The organism is uncultured Hymenobacter sp., assembly GCF_964243305.1.
Lineage (GTDB): Bacteria > Bacteroidota > Bacteroidia > Cytophagales > Hymenobacteraceae > Hymenobacter.
On record NZ_CAXTEF010000070.1, the window covers coordinates 1 to 6,321 of the forward strand.

Annotated in this window: 6 protein-coding genes; 1 reads left to right on the forward strand and 5 read right to left on the reverse strand. The window is 67.6% G+C overall.

All coding sequences use genetic code 11. The annotated features are described in order from the left end of the window. The 3 genes from ACFE70_RS19860 to ACFE70_RS19870 form a co-directional block, all read right to left on the reverse strand. A partial coding sequence (locus tag ACFE70_RS19860) for a tRNA-binding protein (protein WP_375419526.1) occupies positions 1-248 on the reverse strand: 248 nt, incomplete at its 3' end. A gap of 309 nt (positions 249-557) precedes the next feature. Further along, positions 558-1,172 (reverse strand): DUF922 domain-containing protein, encoded by a 615-nt coding sequence (locus tag ACFE70_RS19865; RefSeq protein WP_375419527.1) that lies wholly within the window; start codon positions 1,170-1,172, stop codon positions 558-560. A 94-nt stretch (positions 1,173-1,266) separates the two neighbouring features. Next, on the reverse strand, positions 1,267-2,649 hold the full coding sequence (locus ACFE70_RS19870; protein WP_375419528.1) for an MATE family efflux transporter: 1,383 nt from the start codon (positions 2,647-2,649) through the stop codon (positions 1,267-1,269). Positions 2,650-3,098: 449 nt separating this feature from the next. Between ACFE70_RS19870 and ACFE70_RS19875 the strand changes: the two genes are divergently transcribed. After that, complete coding sequence (locus ACFE70_RS19875; protein WP_375419529.1) at positions 3,099-4,403, forward strand: patatin-like phospholipase family protein; 1,305 nt, start codon at positions 3,099-3,101, stop codon at positions 4,401-4,403. 39 nt (positions 4,404-4,442) lie between these two features. Here the strand turns inward: ACFE70_RS19875 and ACFE70_RS19880 are convergent, their stop codons facing one another. Both ACFE70_RS19880 and ACFE70_RS19885 read right to left on the reverse strand, forming a co-directional pair. Then, entirely contained in the window at positions 4,443-5,588 is a 1,146-nt protein-coding gene (locus ACFE70_RS19880; protein WP_375419530.1) for a pyridoxal phosphate-dependent aminotransferase, read from the reverse strand. 178 nt (positions 5,589-5,766) lie between these two features. Then, the coding region (locus ACFE70_RS19885; protein ID WP_375419531.1) for an L-histidine N(alpha)-methyltransferase at positions 5,767-6,321 on the reverse strand (555 nt) is incomplete at its 5' end.

The following is a 6,321-nucleotide window of genomic DNA, read 5'->3' on the forward strand; positions in this document are numbered from 1 at the left end:
TCAGACAGGAACTTGCCGATTTGCTTGGGCGCGAAGTTGACCACGGCCAGCACCTGCCGGCCCGGCAGCGCCGCTAGGGAGTAGTGCTGCGTGATTTGGGCGCTGGACTTTTTCAGGCCGATTTCCGGGCCGAAGTCAATCAGCAGCTGGTAGGCCGCGCGCCGCGCCGCCGGGAAGGCCCGTGCCTCGATAATGGTGCCCACACGCAGGTCAACCTGCTCAAAATCAGCCCAGGAGATGGTCGGCATCTTTGAGTTAAGAAATAATGAGTTAAGAGATAAAAGGCAAAAGGCGGTCATGCTGAGCGCAGCGCAGCATCTCGCTCGGGGAAGTAATCAAGCAGAAGGAACGTCATGTCGAGCTTGCCGAGACATCTCGCTCGGAGAAGTAATCAGCGGTAAACAACGATTGAATTGCTGATGCACGCGAGATGCTTCGCTGCGCTCTGCATGACCACCTTTCAACTGGATTACTCTCCCTGGCGAGATGCTTCGGCTCCGCTGCGCTGCGCTCAGCATGACGTTCTTTTACCCTTCAACTCATTATCTCTCAAAACCCTACTCCGCTTCCTTCAGCGCGTAAGCGGCCAGTTGCTGAAGGCGCACGGCGGTCTGGCGCTCCCAAAGGGTCTGCTGCACGGCGTTGAGGCCGTGGCTGGTTTCCTGATCGTAGCGCGCCTCTTCACGCTCCCACTCCGTGTATACCGCTTGGCTGATGCGGCCAAAGGTGCTTTGCAACTGGGCGCAGTTGGGGTGGGCGCCGGCCAGGCGCAGGCGCAGCTGGCGGGCATAGATTTCGGCGATGTCGAAGTGCAGCTGCTCGTGGCGCAGCAGGGCGGCCGACATGGTGGCCGGCTCGCGCACCCAGGAAGTGTTGGGGTCGAACACGGCGCGCACCTCGGCCGTGAACACGTTGCCGCTGCAGGCGCCTTTGGCGTCGATGGTGGCCGAGGCCAGGGCCGCGTGCGGCTCCGTCGGGCCGGGGCGGCCCTGGAAGTCGGCCACGGTGAGCGGGCGTCCCGCCGACCACGGCACGGCCGTGGCGGGCAGCGGCGCGGGCCGTTTGGCCGGAGCGGGGCGGGCGGCGGCCTTGGCGGCGGAAGGGGGGGTAGGGACTGGGGCGCGCTGGGCCAGCGCCAGGGTGGGCAGCAGCAAGAATAAGAGCAAGCGCATGAGCAGGGTCGTGAGCCATCCGGGGCGGCCGGGCGCGGCGGGCTCTTCGATGAGCCGCCGCCGGCCAACCTACTGGCCCGGCAAAGAATGGAGCCTACGAAACTACAACCGGCCGGCTTTCATTCACGGCCACCGCAGCGCCGAGCGGTGCGGCCAGGCTCAGCCGGTGAAAGCGCCGCAGCAGCACGCCCGCCACCAAACTCAGGCCCACCAGCAGCCCCAGCCACACGCCGGGCGCGCCCATGTTCAGCCCGAAGCCCAGGCCGTAGCCCAGCGGCAAGGCCACCACCCAGTAGGCCAGCAGCGCCACCAGCGAGGGCACTTTCACGTCCTCCAGCCCGCGCAGCGCGCCCAGCCCCACCACCTGCAAGCCGTCGGAAATCTGGAAGGCTGCCGCAATCAGGATGAGCGTGGCGGCCTGGCCCAGCACGGCCGGGTCAGAGTTATAAAGCGGCGGGATGACGTGGCGCAGCGCCACCAGCAGCCCGCCCATCAGGGTCATAAACCCCAGCGTGAGCCAGCTGGCCGCGAAGCCCGCCTGCCGGGCGCCGGCTGCGTCGCCGCTGCCGCGCAGGCTGCCCACCCGGATGGTGGCCGCCGCCCCGATGCCGCTGGCCGCCATGTACGTCACCGAAGCTAGGTTGAGGGCAATCTGGTGGGCGGCCTGGGTGCTGACGCCAATCCAGCCCATCATCAGGCCCGCCATGCCGAAGGCGCCCACCTCGACCATCATCTGCAAGCCGATGGGCAGGCCCAGGGCCAGCTGTCCGCGCAGCTCGGCCAGGCCGGGCCGCAGCCAGGCCGCTGCCGTAGCCGGCCGCCGGCTGCGCAGCTGCGCGGACCGCAGCACGAACTGCGCCATGAGCGCGGCCATGCCGATGCGCGCCAGCAGCGTGGCCCAGGCCGCGCCCATCAGGCCCATCGCCGGCACGCCGAAGTGCCCGAAAATGAAGGCGTAGCACAGCAGCGCGTTCACCACGTTGGCGGCAATGGAGAGCCGCATGGCCTGGTGCGTAAGGCCCAGCCCCTCGGCCCACTCCCGGAAGCCCTGAAACACCATCAGCGGCAAGAGCGAAAGCCCCATCACCCGCACCCAGGGCCCGGCCAGCGCCACCACTTCGGGCGCCTGATTCAGGTGCGGCAGCAGCCGGGGCAGCAGCTGGCTCAGGCCCGCCAGCGCCAGCCCCACCAGCGCATTTAGCCAGACTGTTCCCACCAGCAGGCGGCCCAGCGCCGGGTGGTCGCCGCGGCCATTGGCCGCCGCCACCCGCGGCACGGCGCCCATGCTAATGCCCAGGCCCAGCACCAGCAGCACCGTCGTCACGCCCACGCCCACCGTCACGGCCGCCAGCGGCACCTTGCCGGTCTGCCCCACCATCGCCGAGTCGCAGACGTTGACCAGCACGTGGCCCAACTGGCTCAGCACCACGGGGTAAGCCAGCAGCAGGGTAGGGCGCAGGTGCGGACGAAGAAGCATTTTTTTTGAGTTATGAATTATGAGTTAGAAGTTATGAGTTGGCGATAGTCAGCGTCTCAGCTTCTCGCAGACTGCTTTCTAAAACGCGTTTGGGCCAAGCTGATAGGATTTGGCGCTTTCCTCTATAACTCTAGAGCTGCCAGGCGGCGCGCGGCGCCCAGTGCCAGGCGGGGCGCTTCCGTTGTTTTTATTTTCAAAAGAAATTGCCGGCGGCAAAGATACCTGCCGGGCGCGGTGGCTTGCCAGGCATGAGTAGGCACAAGCTGGGTGCTGATGAGCGTTGAGCGGCCGGGCTGGCGCCGGCAAACCGCACCCAGCCGTTCCCGTAATCTGAAATCTGACTTTACGCGGCCGGGGCGCGAGTCGGGCGCTTGGTTGGCTACTTTAATCGGCTGACCATTTTCCCTACCCCCCGCTCACGGCTCAAGCCAGTCGCTAACCCTGCTGCTATGTCCGTTGCCGCCTATTACGCTGCTGCTCAAGAGCATCTGGCCGCTGCGCGGGCCGCCGTGGCCGGCCAGGTGGCGGCGCGTGGCAGCTGGCAGGTCAGCGACATCGTGGACGAGGCGGGGCATCAGTACGTCGATTTGGTGATGGAAGGCGGGGGCGTGCTAGGCATCGCGCTGGTCGGCTATGGCTACGTGCTGGAGCAGCTCGGCGTGCGGTTTTTGCAGGTGGGCGGCACCTCGGCCGGCGCCATCAACGCCCTGCTGCTGGCCGCGGCCGGGTCCGTGCAGGCCGCCAAAACCGAGTGGCTGCTTCAGCAGCTCATCAGTCAGGACTGGCAGACCTTCGTGGATGGCGACGAGGACGCCCGCGACTTCGTGCGGGTAATTGTCGAGAACGGCCGGCTGCTGCGCTACCTCTGGAAGGGCGCCCAGGTGCTCGACAACCTCACCCAGGACTTTGGCTTGAATCCGGGCCACGTGTTGCACGACTGGCTGCGCCGGGTGCTTGATGAGTGGGGCATCAGCACCGTGGCGGACCTGCGCCGGCTGCGCACGCTCACGGCGGCCGATGGCCTGCGCCGGCGCGATGGCCGCCCTTACGTGCCCGAGCAGCCCATCCGGGTGGCCCTGGTGGCGGCCGACGTGACCACCGAATCCAAGGTGGTATTCCCGGAGATGGCCAATCTCTACTACGCGGCGCCCGAACAAGTGCACCCGGCCGACTTCGTGCGGGCCTCGATGGCAATTCCGGGCTTCTTCCAGCCGTTTCGGGTCGAGGACCTGCCGCGGGCGGGCGCGCCGGGCGGCCCGGTCTGGGAAGATGCCACCGGCTACCGCGGCCCGGTGCCGGAGGCAGCTTATTTCGTGGATGGGGCCATCCTGTCCAACTTTCCGATTGACCTGTTTCACCGCCACTACCAGGTGCCCGCCTGCCCTACGTTCGGCATCAAGCTCGGCCTGGGCCGGAGCGCGCCCAACCGGGCGGAGAAGTTTACCCAGCTGCTGGGTCACATCCTGGCCACCTCCCGCCACGGCCACGACTACGACTTTATCGCCCGCAACCCCGACTACCGCCACCTAGTCAGCTACGCCGACACCAGTGCCTTCAACTGGCTCGACTTTGCCCTGCCCGAATCGGCCAAGCGAGCCTTGTTCGCCGAAGGCGCCCGCGCCGCCGCCGGCTTCGTAGCCCACTTCGACTGGGCCGGCTACCAGGAAGTCCGCCGCCAGCTGCTCAAGGCCTATCAGGTCACCGACGCCATCAGCCTCGGTGCCGGCCTGCGCCCGCCCGGCCCGGCGCTGTGATGGTGATGGAAGTGGATTTATTTTTTAAATAATCACCTATCAATCAAGCTTAATTGTGCGGTGCCGGGCCGCTACAAACTGGCCCAGCCGGCGCAGGGCCTCGCGCAAGTCGGTCTCAGCCACGGCATAAGACAATCGCAGAAAGCCGGGGGCTCCGCAGGTGCCGCCATCCACGGCCAGCACGCCGGCCGCCGCCAACTCGGCGGTGAGGGCCTTGCTGGCGGCGAGGGGGGGTAGGGATGGGGCGAGCAGGCGGCTAAAATCGGCGAAAATGTAGTAGGTGCCGGCAGGCGCCGCGAAGTCAGGCTGGCCGGGCAGGGCGCGCAGCCCGGCCAGCAGCAACTCGCGGTTGGGTTGCAGCTGCCGGCACAGCGCGGCGCCAATGGCCTCGGCGTGCCCGGTGGCGGCCAGCGCGGCAGCCTGGCTGGGCGCGGGCACGGCGCCGGCCAGGGCAAACTGCCGCTCGGCCAGGCGCGCCGCCAGCGCGGGCGGCGCCACCACGAGGCCCAGCCCCCAGCCGGCCAGCGCCAGGGACTTCGAGAAGCCGCTCACCACCACGTGCTGCCCGTGCGGGTCGGGCTGGGCGAGCAGGGTAGGGGCCGGCGCGTAGGGCGCGGCCGGGTCGTCATCGAACACGATGCCCTCGTAGATTTCGTCGCTGAGCACGAGCAGGCCGGGGAAGTCGCCGGTAACGCCGAGCAGCGCGGCCCACTCGGCGGCGGTGTAGCGGCGGCCGGTGGGGTTGTTGGGGTTGGTGAGCAGCAGCAGCCGGGTTTCGGGTCGCAGCGCCTGGCGCAGCGTTGCGGGGGCTAGCGTGTAGTCGTCGGCCGGGCGCAGCGGTAGCTCGCGCAGCTGCCCGCCGGCCCGCCGCACCAGCTCACCGAAGCCAAACCAGTTGGGTGTGGGCAGCAGCACCTCGTTGGCGCCGCCGGGGCGCAGCACTTCGCTAAAAACGGCAAACAGCGCCGCCTTGGTGCCGGGCGTGATGATGACGTGTTCGGCCCGCACCTGGGCCGCGCCGCGCTGGCGGTAGCGGGCGGCCAGCGCCGCGCGCAACTCCGGCGCCCCGGCGGCCTCGCTCACCGGCAGCGGGCCAGCCAGGCCTTGCAGGCTTTGGACGGCGGCTTCGAGGGCCACGGCGGGCACGGCGAAGTCGCCGTAGCCGGAAGCGAGCGAGATGAGCATTGTTGAGCTAGAAATCAAAGGCTAAAAAGGCGGTCATGCAGAACGCAGCGCAGCGGAGTGAAGCATCTCGCTTGGGGAAGTAATCCAATCGTTGCAGTGCCATTGATTAGTGCTGCACGCGAGATGCCTCACTCCGCTGCGCTGCGTTCTGCATGACCGCCTTTTTAGCCTTTAGCTCTTAACCTTTAGTCAGCACCACGTCGGCAAACCAGCCTTGCGCATCGGTGAAAAAATGCTGCACCCGCAGGCCGGCCGCCGCCGCCAGCGCCTCAATCTGGGGGCGGGTAAACTTGTAGGAATTCTCGGTGTGAATGACTTCCCAGGCCGCAAACGCAAACACCTCGTCGGGCAGGGCGGCCAGCCGCACCTGCTGGGCCTGGGTGCTGACCAGGTAGGAGCGCGCCGCGCCGCTAAGCGGGTCATAATCAGCGTAGTGCTGCCAGCTTGCAAGCTGAAAATCGGCGCCCAGCTCCTGGTTCAGACGGCGGAGCAGATTGAGGTTGAAGGCGGCCGTGACGCCCTGGCGGTCGTCGTAGGCGGCCCGAATCTGGCGCGGGTCTTTCTGCAGGTCGAAGCCGATGAGCAGCGCGTCGCCGGCCGCGAGCGGGGCGGCCAGCGCGGCCAGAAACTGCTGGCGCGCGGCGGGGTGAAAGTTGCCGATGTTGGAGCCCAGAAACAGCACCGCCCGCCGCTGGCCCGTGGCCGGCACTTGGCTTAGCGCCGCCTCATACTC